Source organism: Collinsella sp. HCP28S3_E9, from assembly GCF_052065455.1.
Classification (GTDB): Bacteria; Actinomycetota; Coriobacteriia; order Coriobacteriales; family Coriobacteriaceae; genus Collinsella.
Map to the genome: position 1 here is coordinate 58953 of NZ_JBQHTZ010000012.1, position 20837 is coordinate 79789.

At 60.8% G+C, this 20837-nt stretch carries 15 protein-coding genes and 1 tRNA gene; 6 read left to right on the forward strand and 10 right to left on the reverse strand.

Annotated elements, in window-relative coordinates; genetic code table 11:
* Positions 1-103: 103 nt before the first annotated feature.
* Both glmM and ACTNA2_RS07035 read right to left on the reverse strand, forming a co-directional pair.
* Positions 104-1435, reverse strand: a complete 1332-nt coding sequence (glmM, locus tag ACTNA2_RS07030; RefSeq protein WP_441048997.1) for a phosphoglucosamine mutase — start codon at positions 1433-1435, stop codon at positions 104-106.
* An 82-nt stretch (positions 1436-1517) separates the two neighbouring features.
* Entirely contained in the window at positions 1518-2540 is a 1023-nt protein-coding gene (locus ACTNA2_RS07035) for a DMT family transporter (protein ID WP_441048998.1), read from the reverse strand.
* Between the two features lie 290 nt (positions 2541-2830).
* Between ACTNA2_RS07035 and ACTNA2_RS07040 the strand changes: the two genes are divergently transcribed.
* Positions 2831-2905: transfer RNA gene (locus ACTNA2_RS07040), tRNA-Val, on the forward strand.
* 545 nt (positions 2906-3450) lie between these two features.
* Here the strand turns inward: ACTNA2_RS07040 and ACTNA2_RS07045 are convergent.
* On the reverse strand, positions 3451-4464 hold the full coding sequence (locus tag ACTNA2_RS07045) for a hypothetical protein (protein WP_427719129.1): 1014 nt from the start codon (positions 4462-4464) through the stop codon (positions 3451-3453).
* Between the two features lie 387 nt (positions 4465-4851).
* Between ACTNA2_RS07045 and ACTNA2_RS07050 the strand changes: the two genes are divergently transcribed.
* On the forward strand, positions 4852-5538 hold the full coding sequence (locus ACTNA2_RS07050) for a DUF5710 domain-containing protein (protein WP_441048999.1): 687 nt from the start codon (positions 4852-4854) through the stop codon (positions 5536-5538).
* A gap of 445 nt (positions 5539-5983) precedes the next feature.
* On the opposite strand, the gene ACTNA2_RS07055 is transcribed toward ACTNA2_RS07050, so the two are convergent.
* Complete coding sequence (locus tag ACTNA2_RS07055) at positions 5984-7066, reverse strand: HNH endonuclease (RefSeq protein ID WP_441038653.1); 1083 nt, start codon at positions 7064-7066, stop codon at positions 5984-5986.
* A gap of 215 nt (positions 7067-7281) precedes the next feature.
* Here ACTNA2_RS07055 and ACTNA2_RS07060 point away from each other — a divergent pair, with 215 nt between their 5' ends.
* The 3 genes from ACTNA2_RS07060 (at position 7282) to ACTNA2_RS07070 (ending at position 12062) form a co-directional block, all read left to right on the forward strand.
* Positions 7282-7773, forward strand: coding sequence for a hypothetical protein (locus tag ACTNA2_RS07060; protein WP_441049000.1), 492 nt, complete (start codon positions 7282-7284; stop codon positions 7771-7773).
* Between the two features lie 258 nt (positions 7774-8031).
* Positions 8032-11076 carry an insulinase family protein gene (locus tag ACTNA2_RS07065; RefSeq protein WP_441049001.1) on the forward strand — a complete coding sequence of 1015 codons (3045 nt, stop codon included), beginning with the start codon at positions 8032-8034 and terminating at the stop codon, positions 11074-11076.
* A 389-nt stretch (positions 11077-11465) separates the two neighbouring features.
* Positions 11466-12062: a 5-formyltetrahydrofolate cyclo-ligase gene (locus ACTNA2_RS07070; protein WP_441049002.1), complete on the forward strand. Its 597-nt coding sequence runs from the start codon at positions 11466-11468 to the stop codon at positions 12060-12062.
* A 91-nt stretch (positions 12063-12153) separates the two neighbouring features.
* Here the strand turns inward: ACTNA2_RS07070 and metA are convergent, their stop codons facing one another.
* Positions 12154-13080: a homoserine O-acetyltransferase MetA gene (gene metA / locus ACTNA2_RS07075; RefSeq protein WP_427719472.1), complete on the reverse strand. Its 927-nt coding sequence runs from the start codon at positions 13078-13080 to the stop codon at positions 12154-12156.
* A 211-nt stretch (positions 13081-13291) separates the two neighbouring features.
* On the opposite strand from metA, the gene ACTNA2_RS07080 reads away from it, so the two are divergent.
* Positions 13292-14269, forward strand: coding sequence for an L-lactate dehydrogenase (locus ACTNA2_RS07080; RefSeq protein WP_152067319.1), 978 nt, complete (start codon positions 13292-13294; stop codon positions 14267-14269).
* A gap of 381 nt (positions 14270-14650) precedes the next feature.
* On the opposite strand, the gene ACTNA2_RS07085 is transcribed toward ACTNA2_RS07080, so the two are convergent.
* The 5 genes from ACTNA2_RS07085 to ACTNA2_RS07105 all read right to left on the reverse strand — a co-directional run bounded on the left by ACTNA2_RS07085 (position 14651) and on the right by ACTNA2_RS07105 (position 20772).
* Positions 14651-15619, reverse strand: a complete 969-nt coding sequence (locus ACTNA2_RS07085) for an SIS domain-containing protein (RefSeq protein WP_427793944.1) — start codon at positions 15617-15619, stop codon at positions 14651-14653.
* A 144-nt stretch (positions 15620-15763) separates the two neighbouring features.
* The gene (locus tag ACTNA2_RS07090; protein ID WP_441049003.1) at positions 15764-16519 is read right to left on the reverse strand and encodes a GntR family transcriptional regulator; all 756 of its coding nucleotides are present in this window, start codon (positions 16517-16519) and stop codon (positions 15764-15766) included.
* Positions 16520-16521: 2 nt separating this feature from the next.
* Positions 16522-18504 carry a RecQ family ATP-dependent DNA helicase gene (locus tag ACTNA2_RS07095; RefSeq protein ID WP_441049004.1) on the reverse strand — a complete coding sequence of 661 codons (1983 nt, stop codon included), beginning with the start codon at positions 18502-18504 and terminating at the stop codon, positions 16522-16524.
* Between the two features lie 398 nt (positions 18505-18902).
* Positions 18903-19622 carry a GntR family transcriptional regulator gene (locus ACTNA2_RS07100; protein WP_427719478.1) on the reverse strand — a complete coding sequence of 240 codons (720 nt, stop codon included), beginning with the start codon at positions 19620-19622 and terminating at the stop codon, positions 18903-18905.
* A gap of 142 nt (positions 19623-19764) precedes the next feature.
* Positions 19765-20772: a YitT family protein gene (locus ACTNA2_RS07105; protein ID WP_441049005.1), complete on the reverse strand. Its 1008-nt coding sequence runs from the start codon at positions 20770-20772 to the stop codon at positions 19765-19767.
* Positions 20773-20837 lie beyond the last annotated feature (65 nt).

Here is a 20837-nt window from a genome sequence, read left to right on the forward strand (position 1 = left end):
AGGGCGCTGACCTTCTGGTCGCGCCCTTGAAATTGAACGCCAGATTGCCGCTTGGGGCCGTTTGTAGCGTCGAGCGGTTACGCGGTTTGGTAAAACTGCGTAACTACAGAGCCTCCAGCGCGGCGGCGATGCGCTTCATGGCGGCGTCGGCGGCTGATTGGTCCGGAGCCTCGGCCAGCACGCGAATCACCGACTCGGTTCCGCTCTTGCGCACCAGCACGCGGCCCTCGCCTGCCAGCAACGCCTCGGCCTCGGCGATGGCGGCCTGCACGCCCATGCTACCCAGCGCAGCATCCTTGTCCGCCACGCGTACGGCAACCTGCGCCTGCGGCAGCAGCTTGCACGGCACCGCGAGCTGCGAAAGCGTCTCGCGTTCGGCACGAATCACTTCCATTACGCGCAGCGAGGTCATTATGCCGTCGCCCGTACGCTCGATATCGCCAAAGATCGTATGGCCCGTCTGCTCGCCACCCAGGCTGTAGCCGCCCTCGCGCATCTTGGCATACACGTGGCGGTCGCCCACGCCGCTGGTCACGGCACTCAGGCCGGCAAGCTCCAGCGACTTAATCAGGCCAAAGTTGCTGGCGATCGTCGGCACCACGGTACCGCCCGAGAGGCGCCCGTGCTTGTTAAGATACACGCCGCACACGTACAGAATCTGGTCGCCGTCGACCACGCGGCCGCGCTCGTCCACGGCCAGGCAGCGGTCGGCATCGCCGTCGTAGGCAAAGCCCACGTCCAAGCCTTGCTCCACCACATGGCGCTGCAGGCGCTCCATATGCGTAGAGCCGCAGTCGACGTTAATGTTAAAGCCGTCGGGTGCGGCGTTAATCACGCGCACATCGGCGCCGAGCGCATCGAACACCGGCTTGGCGACAGAGGACGCCGAGCCGTTGGCGCAGTCAATGCCAATCTTGACGCCCTGCAGCGAAAAGTTCGCGCTTGCAATGAGCGAGGCAATGTAGCGGTTGCGGCCCTGCATGTAGTCAACCGTGGCGCCAATGTGGTTGCCCGTGGCCAGCGGCACCTCGCTCTTGCCATCGATGTAGTCCTCGATGAGCTCCAGCACGTCCTCGTCCATCTTAAAGCCGTCGCTGTTAACCAACTTAATGCCGTTATCGCAAAACGGGTTGTGGCTCGCACTGATCATGATGCCGCAATCGAAGCAGCCCTCCACGGTCTGGTGCGCCACGCCCGGCGTAGGAATCACATGCAGCATATAGGCGTCTGCACCGCTCGCGACCAGGCCACTCACCAGCGCCGCCTCGAACATGTAGCTCGAACGACGCGTGTCCTTGCCCACGATCACGCGTGCTTTGCGCTCGCGGTTGGCGCCGTAATACCAACCCACAAAACGGCCGATCTTGTACGCATGCTCTACGGTCAGCCCAACGTTGGCCTCGCCGCGAAATCCGTCGGTGCCAAAGTACTTCATAAGAGGTCCTCTCTATAGACAAAGGCGCGCCGCCAAAGCAACGCGCCGCCAGCCCATTATCCTTTAATAGCAACCGCGGGGGCTACACCGTTAAAAACATCATTACGATAATCATGGCAAAGCCGATAAGGTCGGTCGGCAAAAATACCGTGCCCAGCATAACGGCGCTGGTAATGGTTGCCGAGACCGGCTCCACGGTCCCGATGAGGCTCGCACGCACCGAGCCGATGTCCTTGACGCCCTGCATATAGAGCATGTACGCCAAAAACGAGCCCACGACCACAAACACCGCGAGCGCCTCGACGCCGGCGGCATCGAGCGCCGGCATATGGGCCCAAGGCTGCACGATAGTGCAGGTGACGATACCAGCCGTGAGCATGGCTGAACCCGTAACGATGGGGCTGCCGTATTCTGGCAGAATTTTGGCGGGAATCACCGCCATGCAGGTGGCGCTCACCGCGCACATAAGACCCGCCACCAGACCGAGCGGCGAGATGCTCAGGCTCGTGGGGTCGCCGCCGGTGGCGATCAAAAACGTGCCGCCAAGGGCCAGGCCAATACCGATAACCTCGCGCATGCGCGGTTTGCGGCGATCGGTGATGCAGGTATATCCCATGATGATGACCAGCTGCAGGCACTGAAGGACCGTCGCGGTTCCGGCGTTGGTCAGGCGCACGGCCGAAAGATAGCAAAACTGGTTGAACAGCAGGCCAAAGGCGGTAAAGAGCAACAGCTGCTTGCGGTCGGTCGGCGTCGTCCAAAGCTTAACCAGGCGTGCGCGGTCGCGCGTGACAACCACAGCCATAAAGAGCAGGCCGGCGAGAATCTGTCGTATGCTCATAAGCCACAGCGTATCGACATGGTAGGTATCGAACAAAAAACTCGCGCTGGTGCCCGAGAAGCCCCAAAACGAGCCGCCCACGAGCGTAGCCAACATGCCCACGATCATCTTGCGCGTCTGGGCGTCGTTGAGGCGGTCGCGCCATGCACGGCGGGTGCTGCGGCTGAGCTCATCGGTGCCCTCGGGCACATCAATGTTCGATATATCGGTCATCGGCACCGAAGTCCCTGCGCCTTCGACCTGCTCGACACGCTCTTTGCTCATCCCGCTCCCCCGAAACAGCCTGGAAACAATTCGGCTTACCTTACCACGGCGAAGGCACCAGCTGGGGGCTTGTCCGCTTATCGGTAGGACAATTCCGCAGACGTCTCTTCCATGGCTCGGCATCGCAACGGCTTTGCATTATGCGACAGCCAAATCACGGCAGCGAGCTCTTTTAAAATGGGCGCGACAAAGCCCTTTGATTCCACAACGTTAGCGATTTTAAAAAATATTCTTGCCACCGAGTTCAAGCTCCGTTATATTATCCCTTGCGCACTTGCGCACCCTTGATCGGGCGTTTAGCTCAGGGGGAGAGCGCTTCCCTGACACGGAAGAGGTCAGAAGTTCAAATCTTCTAACGCCCACCAAATGTTCGCAGCCCAGAGGCTATGCCTCTGGGCTGTTTTGTTTTATGTGCTAAGCCAAAAGGGCGCCGTGGCACCCAAAACCGCTTCGGCAGCTCCAATAACTATCCCAATCGAGGCTGATACCGCCTCTACATAACCGGTAATCATCCCGGCAGACCCCAAGTTGCTTCGGTATCGCCGGCAATTACCCCTGCCACACCCAAAGTCGCCCAGACAACCCCGGCGATCGCCCCAATCAGCCCCAAAATTACCCAAACAGCCTTGGCGACTGCCCCGATCTGGCCTTCGCAAGCCTCGCGGCCACATCCGGACAGCCTTCCCATAATCAGGTCTAATACTTTTCCCGAGAAGTGAACGACCTTATTTGGACCCCCGAAGCATCCACACTTTTTACAGCCAAAACCGCAGGATTCCAATGATAAAACCGCAGGAAATAAGCCACCAAAAGTGTCGATGTTTCGGGGGTCCGTTTTGACTCGTTCACTTCTCGGGAAAAGTATTAGACCTGACAATGAGGCCCTTGGTCCCATGCCCAGCAACCGCCCCTACCAATGTTGACGCGCCTCGATTACGGCCTGCCAAAGCTTAAACCGCTTCGCTTCGACGCGCTTGAGGGCAAAGTATCGCTGCTCCTCGCTCATGGGCTTGTTAAAAATGGGTCGCTTGTTCCGGTGCAGCTTCCGTCGGATGCGTTCGCACAGCCGGATGAGCTTGTCGTAGTCATTTGCCTGCTCAGTCGTCACGGTGAAGTGTGCCACGCCGCTCAACAGCTCCAACTCGTTGCGGCGCTCGGCATCCTTGTAAATCTTCTCGCGTCCGTCATGAATGGCATCGCTATCGTAATCGACCATCGCGGTCAGCACCTCTGGCAGCAGTCCGGCCTTTACTTTATCCATGCCCACCTCGACTTTAGCCGTAAGCGTTATGTCGGGTGTGCGCTCCAACACGCGAAGCTTGTGATCACGTCCGTCATTGTATCCATCGCGAATGAAGACCTTCTTGTTAAGTTCGGCCTTGCCCAATGCATACCCGCCGTAGCGCGCAGGCAGCGACATAAACATGCAGAGCCCCGACTCCCTCGGAGAGCGCGACCCCTCGATCACATATGCAAGCAGCGCCTTTGCCTTCGCGATACCCCTCACCTTGGGTGACTTCTCGATATACGCCGCGATGAGCTCCTTAGTCGTGAGCCTGCTATCGCGCATGCCCGCATCCCTGCCTGTTACCCCACCGGGAGCAAGGTTATCCAGCCGGTAATCCGATGTCATCGCATAGCCGGCATAGACGGCCGCTGCCATATCGCCATCGTGCACAGCCTGCAAAAACGCCAGCTCGGGAGAGCACACATACGCATCAAGGTCGCCCATCCAGTGGCCCAGCGAGATAAACGAACCCGCCGGGAGCTCGTTGGTGCACAGATGCGTCTTAACATGCTTGCTCTGCCGACGGCCGGCGCGCGACGGCACCAGCAAATCCAGCGTTTCGATTCCCAGGTCATAGCGATCGATAACCTCCTGCGCTTCTTGGTCCAAGAGCGCACAGGCACCTGCAATCGACACGACCTCTGGCTCCGAATCCCCAAAGCGAGGGTTCGGCATGTGCGCCAACAGCGCCAATGCGGCGTTATGTGAAACGATAAAGTACCTCATGGCGCGAAGATAGCACGCACGCCGGCGGCGGCTGGCGGTCCTGTTAAGTTTCCGGTAAACGACCGGCGGTTTTTTCGCCGAGGTGCGCCAAAGTGTTCATTCGACGATGCCCAAACCGCAATCCGTCAAGCTTTTGGCAAGGTTGCCGCTCAACTGGCCAAAAGTCGACCATCTACTTGCCAGTTTATCCAAGGCGTAACCAACCAGTCCGCACCGCGGCTTCTCGGCAAAACGCCACAACGTCCACACCCTGCGGTATCCTTGAGCCACTTACACCTGCAGCACCAAGGAGCCACCATGCGCACCGAGCTCGATGTTCCCTTTTCGCGCAAAGAAGAAGCCAAGGCGCTGGGCGCCAAATGGGACCGGACCAAGAAGATCTGGTATGTACCCAGCGGCGTCAACCCCGAGCCCTTTGCCGAGTGGCTGCCCGGTGTTGACCGATCCGACCCCTCTGCGCCGTATATATATCTAGTACTAGGCAAGCGCGAGTGCTGGAAGTGTCACAAAGAGACCTCGGTCGCGGCCTTCGGCATTCCCTATCGAGCCGATGACGGCGAGGGCATCGCCATCGCGCACGCACCCAACAAGGCCGGGCACATTGCCATCGACACGACCAATGCCAACGCGCTCGCCATTGTTCCCGCTCTTGGCTGCGTCCCGGGCGAGATCCGCGACTATCTTTCTAAGCGCTGTGGCTACAAGCCCGTAGGCGCGCGAGCCTCCAAAGCCCCGTCACTCGGCAACACGTGCAACTGTTGCGACGCGCTGCAAGGCAGCCGCTATCTGTTCGAAGAACCCTCGTCCCCGTTTGCCCTCACTGCCATCAACAAGCTGCCGGCACTGGAGTTTGTGCGCGTCGAAGTTGCCGGCGTCTTTGGCGTCCCGGCCACGCATACCAATTTTGACCAGGCACTCTTTACCTGGGCACGCGACCATCACGCCGAGTTCCACAAGCAACTCGGTGAGGGAATTTATTTGTAGAGACGGAGAGGCCTTCACAGCCAGCTCCTCCGCATCACCTATCCCCCGTCGCAAACGTCATACACGATATCGAGGCCGCAAACAGGGCATTTCTCCGGATACACCGGCATATGAACGCCCGTCCGTTTTCTCACTTCGTCGCTGAGTCTGTCGCGCGCATCGATGAACCGAATATCGAGACACGATATTTGTGAGCCGCAATAAGGACAGGCGACGGCAAACGACCCGCAATCAACCTCTACGCCCGGAAACATATTGTTGTCTATAAGGGCACACGGCAGTTTTCCGTACTTCCCCATCGCAATATCGCCTCGCCAGCTCACACGCGCTCCTCTCTCGCTATCCAAATCAGGAAGAGCATGCACCGGCGGGCGTGCACGAGATTGCATCGCCACGCGATCCGATCAAACAACACGATCGTAAAAGACCGCCAAAGCCAAATACGCTAATACGGCAGAAGCCCCGCCTTTTCACGCTTCTTTTCCGAGCGATCGAACTCAATGCGATGGGCCTCAAGAAACACCGCATTGGGTCGCCACTGACGCTCATTCGGCTGCCTTAGCGTCGCACCTGCAAAGGAAGCGTAGTCGGTCTTATCCAGCAGGTACGATCCGCACAGCCGATATTCGCCGCAAACAGGCTCAAACGAAATCAGATGAGCATCGAATAGAGCATGAAAGTCGCGCCGAAGCAGAATGCCGTTGCTGGCAACCTGCGATTTGGGTCCCGAGTAATTCTCGATATGTGCAGCCTCCAGTGCCTCGTTAACCCCACAACCCGACACCGCGCAGCGACCATCATAGGCGGCAATGAGCTGCTTGCGGAACCATTGCTGCCCCAATCGCTCGCGTCTCAACGCATAGCGAGCTTTTTCGTCATCGGTCGCACTCTGTCCGGCAAACTCAATGTCGGCTGACATGTGCTTCAGATAGCTCATGTCGGACGCAAAACGAGGGTCCGGTCCACCTTTATGAACGGGACCATGCAGAACAAACCAGCCGTTTTCGGGCTCAAACCGTTCAACAAACGCAAGGCCGAGCACCTTATAGCCCACCTCGGTTGCAAATATGACTCCAACTGGAACGCCATATTCCATGCAGTTGAGCATTTTACGGTTGTAATTCTGGTCTCGAGAACCAACGACACCTGGCGCTTGAACCGAATACTTAATGACCCACGTACCGTCATCCAAATAGAGCGGAGGAACATCGGTGTAGAAGCTCTTTTTAGAGTTATGGACCGAAAGCGCAAAGATCTTATTGGGATCTTGCTTCACCCGATCCTGGCCCGGCCAGAAGATCCCTGAATCCCGCGTTACGGGAAAGAAGTCCGCGCCAATTCTCAAACGATACTGATACTGAGGGCTATCTTCCTTGGTGCGGTGCGGAAGGCTGGTCCAAACGCCGCCGCGCTGTTCCTCACCCAGAAACCACTCCCATGCCTCAACGTATTCGGAAGGCACGAGACTGCAGGCACGGTCATAGCTTGGTCCATCCATCAACGGAACAGCAAGGTCAATGTCGTTCATCGCCAGCACCTACAACCATACGAACGCGAGTCATGCCCCTCAATAATATGGCCGAGAGTCAATTATTACGAGATCTCATTCCGCGATCGGCACATCGTTGATGCTCTCGGTTTGCCGCTGTCGCGCTCATACCCCGCCATCCCACTCCCCTGTATACTGATGTAGCACGTGTTTCATCCGGGCTTATTGGGCCGGATTGTTCATGGGAGGGTCTTATGGCTGCTTCGAATCCGCCTAAGGGAAGCGTTTCTTCTTCGTCCATCAAGCCGGTGACGCGCAAGGCCGTGCGTTGCCAGCGCGAGGTCGCTTGGCTTGTCACGCAGGCGGCGGGCAGGCTTGTGGCGACCACTCAGGACGTCAATGCGCCTACGCCGAGCTTTGTGTTAGCGGCGGCGCTGGATTTTGTGCGCCAATTGGAGCTTGCCGCACAGGATGCCAGCGGCCACCTCGACTACCAGAATGTTATGGCGCCCGACCTGCAAACGTTCTGCCACATGGCCAAGTTGCCCGCCGCGCCCAATGCGCTTTCGGACGCGGGCTACATGTTTACGCTTTCGGGCGCGGACCTTATCCGCGACATCTACGCATACTGCAGCGAGCTCGCCGAGCGCCACGTCTTTGACGCGGCAGAAATCAAACCGGGATATGCCATCAAGCTGGTTCTTAGGCTGTTCCTGATGGATGGACACGCGGACGCGCAGGCATAGGACGTCTTTCGGCACTATTCATCAAGCCGGCGCTGGCCGCCTTATCTTGGTTGCCGCTACGTGAGTGAGAATTATTGGACGGTCCGAAAATCCGCGCTCGTGTGTCCGAATATCCACGATCGCGCGGCGGTCACGCAGGGCCTTTGTCCATTCCGCCGGCATCGTCTCCAGTTCGCCGCAGAGCCGCGGCCCCATATGGGTATACTCACGAGGATTCGACTCGATTCGCCCCCGCTGGGGCGTCAAAGGAGACTGCATATGCCCACCACCTCAACCGACCCGCGCACCGCTGCCGCCGCGCTGCTGGTGCCTGGCACCGCCTGCCACGGTTTTGCCGTCGAGCGCTGCGAGACCGTGCCCGAGCTCGACTCGGACGCCTACGTGCTGCGCCACACCGCCTCGGGCGCTCGCCTGCTGTACCTGGCGTGCGACGACGAAAACAAGGCTTTTGCCATTGGCTTTAAGACGCCGCCGGCTGATTCCACCGGCGTGTTCCATATCCTCGAGCACTCGGTGCTGTGCGGATCGGCCAAGTTTCCCGTCAAGGAGCCGTTCGTCGACCTGATCAAGAGCTCCATGCAGACGTTCCTCAACGCCATGACCTACCCCGACAAGACCATCTACCCCGTCGCCACCACCAACGAGCAGGATCTGTACAACCTGATGGACGTGTACCTGGACGCGGTGTTCAACCCGGCCATCTATACCAAGCCCACCATTTTTGAGCAGGAGGGCTGGCACTACGAGCTGGACCTGCCGGAGGGCGCCGAGGGCGAGGGTAACGGCAGTTCCGCAAGCCTGCGCGAGGGCACGCTACGCTATAACGGCGTGGTTTTCAATGAGATGAAGGGCGCGCTGTCCGACCCCATGAGCGTGCTGGACGACGCCGTCAACGCCGCGCTTCATCCCGACACCGCCTATGCGCACGAGAGCGGCGGCGACCCACGCGCGATCCCTGCGCTCACCTACGAGCAGTTCCTGGACACGCACGCGCGCCACTACAATCCTTCCAACTCCTACATCACGCTCTACGGCGACCTGGACGTGGACCGTGCACTGGCCTTTTTGGACGAGCGCTATCTGTCGCAGCCGAGTGCCGCGAGCCGCCGCATGGACGCAGCCGTCGCCGCCGGCGAGGACCCGTCCACGCTGGCGCCCAATCCGCTGGTCGTGCAGGCGCCCGTGACCTGCGAGTACAAGCGCGTCGAGATGGCCACCACACCCGAGAATGCCCTGGTGGGCCTGGGTCTTGTGCTGGGCAGCGCGCTCGACCGCAAGCGCACGATCGCGGCGGACATCCTGTTCGAGGCACTGCTGGGTTCCAATGAGGCGCCGGCTAAGAAGGCCATTCTGGCCGCCGGCCTGGGCGGCAACGTGGTGAGCTACACCGCGGCCGAGAGCCTGCAGCCCTACGAGCTCATCATGCTGCAAAACGCTCAGCCCGGCGTGGCGCGCGAGCTGCGCCGCGTGTTCCAGGACGCCTGCCGCGACCTGTGCGAGCACGGCGTTCCGCGCGAGCGCCTGGAGGCCATCATCAGCAGCAACGAATACGACCTGCGCCAGCGCGACTACGGTATCGCCGACGGCGTGGCCATTGCGTGCGACGCGCTGAGCACCTGGCTCTACGATGACGACGCCGCGACGCTGGCGCTCAAGTACGGCCCGGTGTACGAGGAGCTGCGCGGCGAGCTGGACGGCAGCTATTTTGAGGACCTGCTGCGCGAGCTGGTGCTGGAGAATGACCACATGGCGCTGGTCGAGCTGGTGCCGGTGGATGCCGCCGAGGGTGCGGAGAGTGCCGAGGCCGCCGAGCTGGCAGCCAAGCGCGATACCATGACCGATGCCGAGCTGGCCGATGTGGTCGAGCGCACGGCTGCGCTGCGCGCCGCGCAGGAGGCGGATGACGCGCCCGAGGCCAAGGCCACGCTGCCACGCCTGCGCGTGTCCGACATTGGCGAGGCGCGCCCCGAGCCGCCGCTGGTCGTGAACACGACCGCGCCCATCCCCTGCCTGCGCCACGGCATCCCCACCAACCGCTTGGCCTACGCCATGCAGTATTTCGACCTGAGCTGCGTCGCGTTTGAAGACCTGCCCTATGTGACCCTTCTCTGCCGCCTGCTCAAACAGCTACCCACGAGCGAACACTCGGCCGAGGAGCTCGACAACCTCATCGCTGGCAGGCTGGGCTTTTTGAGCTTTACGACCGAGGTCATGACCCAGCCCGACGTGGACGGCGTGCGCCCCTACCTGCTGGTGAGCGCCGGCGCCCTGTCCGAGAAGATTGATGCGCTGGCGAGCCTGCCGCGCGAGGTGTGGTCGAGCACGCTGTTGCTCGATGCCGAAGCCGACCGCGTGCGCGACGTGCTCACGCAGATTCGCATTGGGCTTGAGCAGGGCTTTATTAACAACGGACACTCGGCGGCGCTCGGTCGCGCGATGAGCTACAGCTCGCCTTCGGCCGTGGTGCGCGAGCAGCTTTCGGGCGTGGACTTCTACCTGTTCCTGCGCGATCTGCTCGACCACTTTGACGAGCGCCTGGACGACCTGCGCGCCAAGCTTGCCGAGCTGGCAGGCCGCATCTTTGTGTCCGATGGCTGTCTGGCGAGCTTTACCGGCAGCGATGAGGACTTTGACGCGTACTGGGCCGCCGCGGGCGACCTGGGGTTGGGCGCGGGCGACGGTGCTGTTGCCGGCCGCGACGCGCTCGTGGTGCCGACGCCGTGTGACCGCCACGAGGCTTTTGTCATCCCCAGCGACATCTGCTTTGCGGCAAGCGCATGCGACCCGCGTCGCCTGGGCATTGACGTGACGGGCGCCTGGGCGGTTGCCGCCAACGCGCTCTCCTACGACTACCTGTGGAATGAGATCCGCGTGAAGGGCGGGGCGTACGGCTGCGGATTCCGCGCGGCAGGTGAGCGTCAGGCGGCGTTCTACACCTACCGCGACCCGGCAATCGACCCCTCGATTGAGCGCGTGGCGCGCGCAGGCGAATGGCTCGGCAGTTTTGAGCCCGACGTGGCCGCCTTTGAGGGCTTTATCGTGAGCTGCGTGAGCGGCATGGACGCGCCGGTGAAGCCGTACGCGCTCACCAAACGCCGCAACACGACCTACTTGGCCGGACTCGATCCGCATGCACGCGAGGAGCGCCGCGCCCAGATGCTCGCCGCCACGCCCGGTGAGCTGCGCTCGCTCGGCGCCGACGTGACGCGCATCGCAGCCGTCTCGCCCACCTGCGTCTTTGGCGGCCGAGACGTCATCGCCAAGAGCAACGCCGGCTTCAACGTCATCGACCTGCTGGGCTAACGCACAGCAAAGGTAGATTTTTGGGACATGCCTGAAAATCTACCTTTTCTTTTGCCGCTGCTTGGGCGGGGCAGCTCAGCCCGTCACACCAGTTTGTCTAAATCTGTAACATCTAGGCGGGAATATTGGCTCCAGATGTTACAAATCGAGACGTTTTCGGATGACGCCGGCCCTTTGTCTAAATCTGTAACATCTAGGCCCGATTTTGCCGAGTTACTGTTACAGATCGAGACACACCGCCGCGAACACCCACTCTTCGTCAAAACCCACGAAGGTGTCCATGAACTGCTCCCCTTGCGATGGTTTGCGTGGTGGTTTCGTCATTTGACCAGATAAAACCTACCAAAATAAACCTGTCCCTTTTTGGCAGGTTTGAGAGAGGGGCCGGGATGGATAAGGCCGAGTTGCGGCGGGCGGTAATTGCCCGGCGCGACGCTCTAGATTTGGATATGCGGGCGGCAAAGTCTGCTGCTGTATGCGCGCGGCTCGTTGAGTTGCTGGGCGGCTCGGGTCCCGTGGCCCCGCGCACCGTTGCCGTCTATGCCGCCATGGGCTCCGAGGCAGATCCTGCCGCGTTTGCCGCAGCGGCCGCAAAACACGGCTGGCGCGTGGCCTATCCGTGCATGTTCTCGGCAGCTGACACCGTGGCTTGTGGCCAGCGCATGTGCATGCGGGCAGTTGCTGCCGGCGATGCGTCCGAGGCCCCGTTTATCGCCCGCCCTACGCGGGCCTTCGCAGCCACGGACGTCGACAGCAGCCGCTTTCCTATCGTGCCTGCCGAGGCGCTCGATATGATCGTCGTGCCGCTCGTAGCCTTCGATCACACCGGCGCGCGCCTGGGCTACGGCGGCGGCTGCTACGACCGCTACCTGCCCACGCTCTCGCCCGCATGCCAAATCATCGGCATCGCCTTTGACGAGCAGCGTGTCGACCACGTTCCCACCGACACCCACGACCTGCCGCTACCCCACATCATCAGCGCCTAACCGCCGTTGTATCGCACCCGCAAGATGGGCATCCGAAAATCCACGCCCGTCACGCCGCAGCCGCAGCCACAACCGCAACCGCAGCCGTAGCCTAGTGCTCCTCGCCGGCGCGGGCCAGGTCGTAGGGCGTGGTCTGGTAGACGTAGTAGTTGAGCCAGTTGGTGTAGAGCAGCTGGGCCTGGCTGCGCCAGACGTTGCGCGGCTCGGCGGTGGGGTCGTCACCTGGGAAGTAATGCGCCGGCACCTGGGGGTTGAGCCCGCGCTTCACGTCGCGCTCGTACTCCAGGCGCAGCGTGTCGGTATCGTACTCGGGATGGCCAAAGACAAAGAAGCGGCGACTGTCGGTCGACTTGACGATGTACAGGCCCACCTCGTCTGATACGGCCACGACCTCAAGCTGCGGCTCGGCCTCCACGTCCTCGCGGCGCACATCGGTATTGCGTGAATGCACGGCATAGAAGCGGTCGTCAAAGCCGCGGACCAGCGGGCTTTGCGGCTTCACCAGATAATGCTCAAACACGCCGCTCGCCTTGGCCGGCAGGTCGCACTTCTGGATACCGTAATGATGGTAGAGCCCTGCCTGTGCACCCCAGCAAATATGCAGCGTAGAGTGCACGTGCGTGGTGGACCAATCCATGATCTGGCAGAGCTCGGGCCAGTAGTCGACCTCCTCGAACGGCATCTGCTCCACCGGCGCGCCCGTGATGATCAGGCCGTCGTAGTGGATATCGCGGATGTCGTCGAACGTACGGTAGAACGTCTCCAGGTGGCCGGCACTCACGTGCGTGGCCTCGTGCGTCTTGGTGCGTAGCAGGTCCACCTCTACCTGCAGCGGCGTGTTGGAGAGCTTGCGCATGATCTGCGTCTCGGTGGCGATCTTGGTTGGCATGAGGTTGAGGATGAGCACGCGCAGCGGACGGATGTCCTGGTGCAGCGCGCGGTACTCGGTCATGACAAAGATGTTCTCGCTCTCGAGCTGCGCGGCGGCAGGGAGGGCGTCGGGGATGCGAATGGGCATGGATGCTCCTTACGAGTCAGTTGCAGCTATGGTACAACGAGCGGCCCCATCCGCGCGAGTGCATCGCCCCGAGACACCGTCAGCGGCCCAAATCACTCCAAAAGTAGAGATTAAGGCATGTCCCAAAAATCTACGGCGCTTTAGCCTAGCAAAGTGGCAGCAGGACGCTACAATGGTTCGATGCGAAAAACTCGGCCGAAAGGATATGAATATGTACCAGACGCGTAAGATCGGTGTGGTCGGCCAGGGCCACGTAGGAGCACATGTCGCCAACAGCCTGCTCATGCAGGGCATTGCCGATGAGCTGTACCTCTGCGATATCAACGAGGCAAAGGTGACGTCCGAGGTCCAAGACCTGCGCGACTCCCTTTCGTTTGTCCCGTACAACACCAAGATCGTCAACTGCTACGACCACTACGAGGAGCTGGCCTGCTGCGACGTCATCGTCAACGCCGCCGGCAAGGTCGCACTGGCCGCCGGCAACCGCGACGGCGAGCTGTTCTTTACCACCGACGCCGCCCGCACCTTTGCCAAGCGCATCGTCGATGCCGGCTTCGACGGCATCTTCGTGAGCATCTCCAACCCCTGCGACGTCGTGTGCACCGAGCTGTGGCACCTGACCGGCTACGATCCCAAGAAGATCATCGGCTCGGGCTGTGGCCTGGACTCTGCCCGCCTGCGCACCGAGATCTCCAAGAAGGTCGGGGTGAGCCCCAAGTCCATCGACGCCTACATGATCGGCGAGCATGGCTTTAGCCAGCTGGCCGCCTTTAAGGCCGCAACCATCGCCGGCAAGAGCCTCAACGAGCTTCAGGCCGAGAACCCCGACAAGTACGCCTTCGACCACATGGAAGTCGAGGAGCTCGCACGTAAGGGCGGTTATGTGACTTACGCCGGCAAGCAGTGCACCGAGTACGCCGTTGCCAACTCCGCCGCGCGCGTCTGCGCCGCCGTGCTGCACAACGAGCACGCCGTGCTTTCGGCCTCTACGCTTATGACCGGCCAGTATGGCGAGGAGGGCATCTTTACCTCCCTGCCGTGCGTGATCGGCGCCGAGGGCGTCGAGGAGGTCTACACGCTCGACCTTTCCGAGCACGAGCTCGAGGGCTTCCACAAGAGCTGTCAGCATATTCGCGACAACATCGCCCAGCTCGACTGGTGGGACGCCGAGGCCTACGACGCCAAGTAGTCCGCCGGTTGATGCGACAACTCACTCATACGGACACAATGTAAAGCGGGCCGCACCGGAAACCCCCCGGCGCGGCCCGCTTTTTGACTCACGCGACACGCTTGCAGATTTAGGTCTAATACTTTTCCCGAAAAGTGAACGAGCAAAAACGAGCCCCCGAAGCATCGGCACTTTGTGGGGACCATTTCCTGCAGTTTCATTAAGATTTTCCTGCTGTTTTGGCGTCAAAAAATGTCGATGCTTCGGGGGTCAAAAATAGGTCGTTCACTTCTCGAGAAAAGTATTTGACTTCGTTTTTCGACAAACAGAAAGGGGCGCCGTGACGCAAACGGGGCCCGCGCTTGGCGAAGGCCCCGTCATGAAAATCGCGTTCCCCGTTACCTAGTACCGCTCGACGCCCATGTAGCGGCGAACCTCGGGGCTGTGGTCAAATACCTTGCCGCGGGCGGCGCGCAGCTCACAGCTCATCGCATAGAAGAAGATCGGCTCCAGGTACGAACGCACGCTGGCAGGCACCTCGCCCACGCCGTACTCAAGCGCATCGAGCACCATGACTGTATCGGTGTGCGTGTTGAGAAATGCCAGTGCGCGCTCCTCCATGGGGCGGCACTCGCCAGCGCCAAGCTGCACAAAGTAGAAGACGCCGGGCTCGGTAGCCTCGAAGGGACCGTGGAAATACTCGCCGGAGTGGATGTAGCAGCAGTGCTGCCACTGCATCTCCATGAGCGAGCAGATGGCCATGGCGTAGGTCTGGCTAAAGTTGGGGCCGGAGCCCAGGATATAGAAGAACTTGTGCTGCTGGCAGAGCTCGGCAAAGCGATCGCCCAGCTCGGCGTTGACCTTCTCGCGGGCAGCGGGCAGCAGTGTGTCCATCTGCTTAAGGCCTGCGTACATGTCGGCGAGCGCCTCGTAGCCCTCCTGCTGGTCGAGCAGCTCGGCGGCGATCAGAGCGCCGATGCCCTGCGGAACTTCGGCCTGCGACTCGCCCTTGCCCCACGGGTAAACCCAGGTGGTCCACTTGCCGTTATCGATCTTGGAGCCCGCGTAGTCAGTCATAGTCACGACCTCGGCACCGGCGGCCAGCGCCATCTCGCAGCCGTCGACGACCTCTTGCGTGTTACCGCTGTGGCTACAGGCGATGACGAGTGACTTCGGCCCTAGGCTCTTGGGGGCCATAAGGCAAAACTCGCGCGCCGTGTAGACCGTCGAGGTAAACGTGGTTGCCTCGCGCTTGAGCAGCTCATTGGCCGGCATAAGGTCAATCATCGAACCGCCGCAGGCGATCCAAAAGACATTCTCGATCTTACCCTTGCGCTCGATAATTTCCTGAACCAGATCGTGTGCGTTCACGGTGACGTTCCTCCCTGTGTGGCGGCTTTGAGCGACGAAAGCTCGTACCTGCGGTCGTTCTATGTTGTCCTATTTATAGCACGCAAGCTGTCGCAGGTGAATTCATTTCACCAAACTTGTTCTGCATTGTTCTATCTATGGACGTTAGATGTCGAACACGTAGCGCGACCCCACGATCTTTTGGCGCCCGAGCAGCAAGGGCCGCTCGTCCGCATCGGTAAAGTACGCCTCCATATAAAAGAGCGGCTCGCCGACCGGCACCTCCAACAGCGGGGCCGTCTGAGCATCGGCGAGCGCGATCTCCACGGTACAGGGATCGGACTTGAGCGGTGCGCGGCCCGAATGCACGGCAACAAGCGCAAAAATCGAATTGTCGGCGAGGTCCTCGTCGGCAAGCTGCTGCAGATAGGGATGGTCGGCCAGCACAAAGGCGTTGTTCTCGAGCATGACGGGCACGCCATCGGCCGTGCGCACGCGCTCGACCACGATGAGCTCGCAGCCGGGTTCCACGCCAAAAAACGCCGCGTCCTTGCGCGTCGCCGCAACCACCGTGCGCGATACCAGGCGCGCTCCGGCCGCCATGTCGTTGGCAGCGCAGGCCTCGGTAAAACTCTGGACGTCGCCTTTCTGGACAATCTTGCGCTTGAGCTTGGGCGCACACACAAACGTGCCCCTCCCCTGCTGACGGTTGAGATATCCCGCGCGCGACAACTCCTCAATGGCGCGACGCACGGTAATGCGCCCCACGCCGTAGGACTTCGCGAGCTCCATCTCGGAAGGAATGCGCGAGCCGGCAGCGTACACGCCGCGCGCGATCTCGCCCTTTAGGTCGTCCATAACCTGCTGGTACAGCGGCACGGCGGACACGTCAGTACGGTCGGTCCTGCTATCGGCTGCCATCGTTACGCTCCATCCCGTGCATGCTCGGATTCAAACTCTTCAATCGCCGCCATAAACTGCTCGCCAAAGGCGTCGGCTTTTTTCTCGCCAATGCCGTTGACCCGGATAAGCTCGTCGCGCGTCTGAGGGCGCAGGCGGCACAGACCGCGCAGGGCCTTATCGGAGAAGACCATGTACGGCGCCATCTCCAGCTCGATCGAAATCTCCTTGCGGAGTGCCCGCAAGCGCTCGAACAGCTCGGCATCGTCGCCCACGCGCGGGCGCTGATCCAGCTCGGCCTCCTCGCGCAGCAGATCCACCGCACGGCGGGCGCGGGCCGAGGCCTTGCGCTTGGATGCACGACGCTTAACGGTAAAGGCAAACGCCTCGTCCTCGACCTCGCCGGCACGCGGGCCCAGCCCCACGACCGGGTACTGTCCCTGTGAGGTTGCCAAATAACCGCGGCCGCACAGCTGCCCGATGATGTCCTTGATGCGCCCGACCGATTCGCTCGACAGCTCACCGTAGCCGCGGTCCTCGTCCAGATGCATCTGGCGAATGCGCTCGGTGTTGCCGCCGTGGAGCACGTCGGCGATCAGCGACTTGCCAAAACGCATGGGACGCGTAGCCACATAGCGCACGGCGGCGCGGGCCATATCGGTGACGTCCTCGACCTCGAACTGCGTGAGGCAGTTGCTGCAGTTGCCGCAGCCCACGGCGTCGTCCGTGGCGGCACCGCTAGCACCGGCTGCGGCGGTATGCTCGGCCGCAGCCTCGTCGCCAAAGTAGCGCAGTATGTATTCGCGCAGGCAGCCGGTGGTATTGCAGTAGCCCTCCATCTGGCTGAGCAGGCGGTATCGATTCTGGAGCGCCCACGCGCGTTGCTCGTCATCGAGCGCCTCGTCGGCAGCATCACCGCGGTCGATCAAAAAGCGACGCATGCGAAAATCATTGCCGTTCCACAGCAAATGGCAGCTGGCTGGGTCGCCATCGCGGCCGGCGCGGCCCGCCTCCTGGTAGTACGCCTCGATGCTCTCGGGCACGTTGTTGTGAATCACGTAGCGCACGTTGGGCTTGTCGATACCCATGCCAAAGGCGTTGGTGGCAACCATTACCTGGATATCGTCGTCGATAAAGGCGCGCTGGCTTTGCCGGCGGGCGTCGTTGCCCATGCCGGCATGGTAGCGGCCAACGCGAATGCCGCGGGAGCCCAGCGCCTCGGCAAGCCCGCTTGCCAGCGCATCGACGGTCTTGCGAGTCGAGCAATACACGATGCCGCTTTCACTCGAATGTGCGATCACATAGTCGCGCACCCACGCGGCCTTGGCCTTGTCGCCCATCTCCTCGCAGCCAAAGTAGAGGTTCTTGCGATCGAAGCCCGTCACCACCGTCGCGGGGTTTTGCAGGCCGAGCATCTGCTGAATGTCCGCGCGCACGCGCTCGGTCGCCGTAGCGGTAAAGGCCGCCACGATGGGGCGCTGCGGCAGGGAATCGATGAACTCGCGAATCTGCAGGTAGGCGGGACGGAAATCCTGGCCCCACTGGCTTACGCAGTGGGCCTCGTCAATGGCCACGAGCGGCACGCCAATGCCGGCGGCGGCCGCGGCCTCCCGCGCAAAAGCTAAAAAGCGCGGCTCGAGCAGACGCTCGGGCGCCACGTACATAAGCTGGTAGCGGCCCTCGCGCGCCCGCTTGAGCACGGTGTTTTGCTGGGCCGGAGTAAGACTGGAGTTGAGATAGCTGGGTCGCGCACCCGCCGCGAGCAATGCACGGGTCTGATCCTCCATAAGCGACAGCAGCGGACTCACCACAAAGGTGATACCGGGCAGCATGAGCGCGGGCACCTGGTAGCAAATGGACTTGCCGGCGCCCGTGGGCATAACGCCCAGCGCATCGCGGCCGGCAAGGATCGCATCGACCATGCGGTCCTGCCCCGGGCGAAACGAGGTGTAGCCAAAATAGGCGCCGAGCGTATCGAGCGCCATCTGCTGCATGCTATCGGTCATGGTTTCCTAACGTCCAAGTCATCTGCCGCCGATTATACGCCGCCACGCGGACCGGTGCCGCACGGCTGCCGGCCACGGGCAATGTAATCCGATGGGAACGAGCGTGGATAATCTCCCACTTTGAACCCGTACACAGGCCAAAAACGGTGGGTAGTCATTGGGGACATTCTTGACAAGCGCGGAAACGTCGCTGGTTGAGCATAAGTCAGCGAAAACGCCCCTAAGCGAGCAAGGTGACGTGAAAGAGGAGGGAAGCGTACTTTTGTACGCGACCGACGATTGAACGTCAGATTGCCGCTTAGGGGCGTTTGCAGCGTCGACCGGTCCGCCGTTCGTTAGAACGGCGGAACCAAAGGCGTAGCGTCAAGCCGTTACACGGTTTGGTAAAACCGCGTAACTTATATGACCATGACGTAGCGGCTGCCCACGTAGTACTGCTTGCCGAGCAAAACCGGCTCGCCATTGGGACCGGTAAAGCCGGCACGCAGGTTGAGCAGCGGATCGTGCGGAGCGATGCCCAGCTCGGCCGCCTGCTCGGCATTGGCGCGAACGGCCTCGACCGTGCGGTAGCCAACCGAGGCAATCGGCGTTCCACCAACACGCTCGACCTCGGCAAAAATCGACTTGTCCTCAAGATCGGCCGTCAACAGCTCACGGTAGGCGTCAAAGGGCACAAAGATGTTCTCCTCAAAGATGGGCTCGCCGTCGGCCGTACGCACGCGCTTGATATGCAGCAGCAGCGCATCCTTCTGCAGGCCAAAGAACTCCATCTCGTTTTGGCGCGCCGGAACGATCTGGCGATCGATTACATGCGCGCCGGCCTTCATGCCATTGTCGGCACACAGCGCGGTAAACGTCTGCAGCATCGAGGCATGAAACTGGCGGTTGATGTGCGGCGTGGAGACAAACGTGCCACGGCCTTGCTGTTTAACCAGATAGCCATCGGAACACAGCTCCTCTACGGCGCGGCGCACCGTAATACGGCTCACCTCGTACTGCTCGGCAAGCTCAAGCTCGGACGGGATACGCTCCTTGGGTGCATAAACACCCTTCTCGATCGAATCCTTGATTTCGTCGTAAATCTGCTGGTACAGCGGCGCATTTTTGGGTGCAGGCATATCTAATCACTCTTATCGAAATATCGGAATAACAAATACGTATATAACGTCTATTTTTATGTTACCTCATAACGATAAAACGATACACCCTCCCTACCAAAAAGGGACAGGATTGAGCAGAGCCGGCAAAATGCCAAATACCTTACTTGCCGTCGTCCTGCTGCAAGCTGTCCTGTTCGCTGAGGCGCACCTGCCTGCTGGCCATGCGTGCGGGCTTGTCGGGATCGGGAACGGCCGTGGGCATGGGTTCGTCGACATGACCACCCCACCAACCGCCCACAAAGTTGAGCGTGTGGAACACGTTGATCACGGCGCCGGGATCAACCTCGCATACCAGCCTGATAATGTCCTGGCTCTCGTAGGTCGAGACAACGGTGTGCAGCAGGTACATCTTCTCGCGGCTGTATCCGCCGACGACCTCGGCGCAGCTAATGCCGTGCTGAAAATGGTTTACGTAGGCAGTCATGACCTCGTCTGCCTTACGCGTCGTGATCTGCAGCGTCACACGATCGTAGCGATGATAGAAACTGTCGATGGTCTTGGTCGAAATAAACTGGAACACAATGGAATACGCCGCCTTGTCCCAGCCAAACATAAAACCAAAGATTGCCAGGATAAAGCAGTTAAAGCCAAAGATGACGCCCCAGATGGTCTTGCCCGTGTGGTTGGAAACCCACAGCGCGATAAAGTCGGTGCCGCCGGTGGATGCGCCGGACTTAAGCGCGATGGCAGCACCCAGGCCCGAGACCACGCCGCCAAAAATGATGAGCATGATCTTGTCGCCCAAAAATGGAGCGAAGTGAAAAACGTTGAGGAACAGCGACGAGAGCACGACCTGCATCATCGAGAAGATGACGAAGCGCTTGCTAATGCCGCTCCAGCATAGGAGCGCCACGGGGATGTTGAGTGCGAGCATACCGAGCGAGATGTCGATGTGAACGCCGCCTAGCGAGGTAACGCGATCGAGAAGGACCGCGACGCCGGTAAGACCACTCGGAAGCAGGTCAGCGGGCCGAATGAACGCCTGGATCAGAAATGTCTGGAGAACGGCAGAGACCGTGACTGCCACGGCAGTAATGGCACGGCGGACGATGGTGAGGCGGCCGAGTACGAGCACGCGGTCCGTGAGCTGATCGATGGCATCCGCCACGCAGGCTCCTTTCGAAGGCAGATATAGTTGTGGGGCATGCCCGCGATTGTAGCATGGAGCGTGCG